This is a genomic window from Rhizobacter sp. P1_G5 (assembly GCF_056405435.1).
In genome coordinates this window covers 1-576 of the sequence record NZ_JBFUCB010001198.1, presented here as the reverse complement: position 1 = coordinate 576, position 576 = coordinate 1, and the positions used below count along the sequence as shown (strand labels likewise).

The following is a 576-nucleotide window of genomic DNA, read 5'->3' as shown; positions in this document are numbered from 1 at the left end:
GCAGAAGGTCGAAGAGCAGGATTGGGTGCGGCTGACGCAATCGCAGTTCGCGCCGGTGCCGGTCACCGACACGTTCTGGATCGTTCCGACCTGGCACGAGCCGCCGGCACAGGCCCGCACCGTGATCCGGCTCGACCCGGGTCTCGCGTTCGGCACCGGCACGCACCCGACGACGCGGATGTGCCTGCGCTGGATCGCGACCCAGGCCCCTGCGCGCGCGGCCGGCTGGCAGCGCGTGCTCGACTACGGCTGCGGCTCGGGCATCCTCGCGATCGGCGCGGCGCTGCATGGTGGGCGCGGCATCGCTGCGGTCGACATCGACCCGGCCGCCGTCGAATCGACGCGCGCCAATGCCGACGCCAACGGCGTCACGCTCGACGCCGGCCTGCCTGACGCGGCCCAGGGCGAGTACCCGTTGGTGCTCGCGAACATCCTCGCGTCGCCGCTGAAGCTGCTGGCCCCGCTGCTGTGCGGCCACGTGGCCGCGGGCGGCGACCTGGTGCTGGCCGGCATCCTCGAGCGCCAGGCCGACGAGCTGAAGGCCGCCTATGCGCCCTGGTGCACGCTGGACGTGAG

General features: G+C 73.1%; 1 protein-coding gene. It reads left to right on the top strand.

Going from position 1 to position 576, the window contains the following annotated elements; translation table 11 throughout:
* The coding region (gene prmA / locus AC1D12_RS34945; RefSeq protein ID WP_477845622.1) for a 50S ribosomal protein L11 methyltransferase at positions 1-576 on the top strand (576 nt) is incomplete at both ends.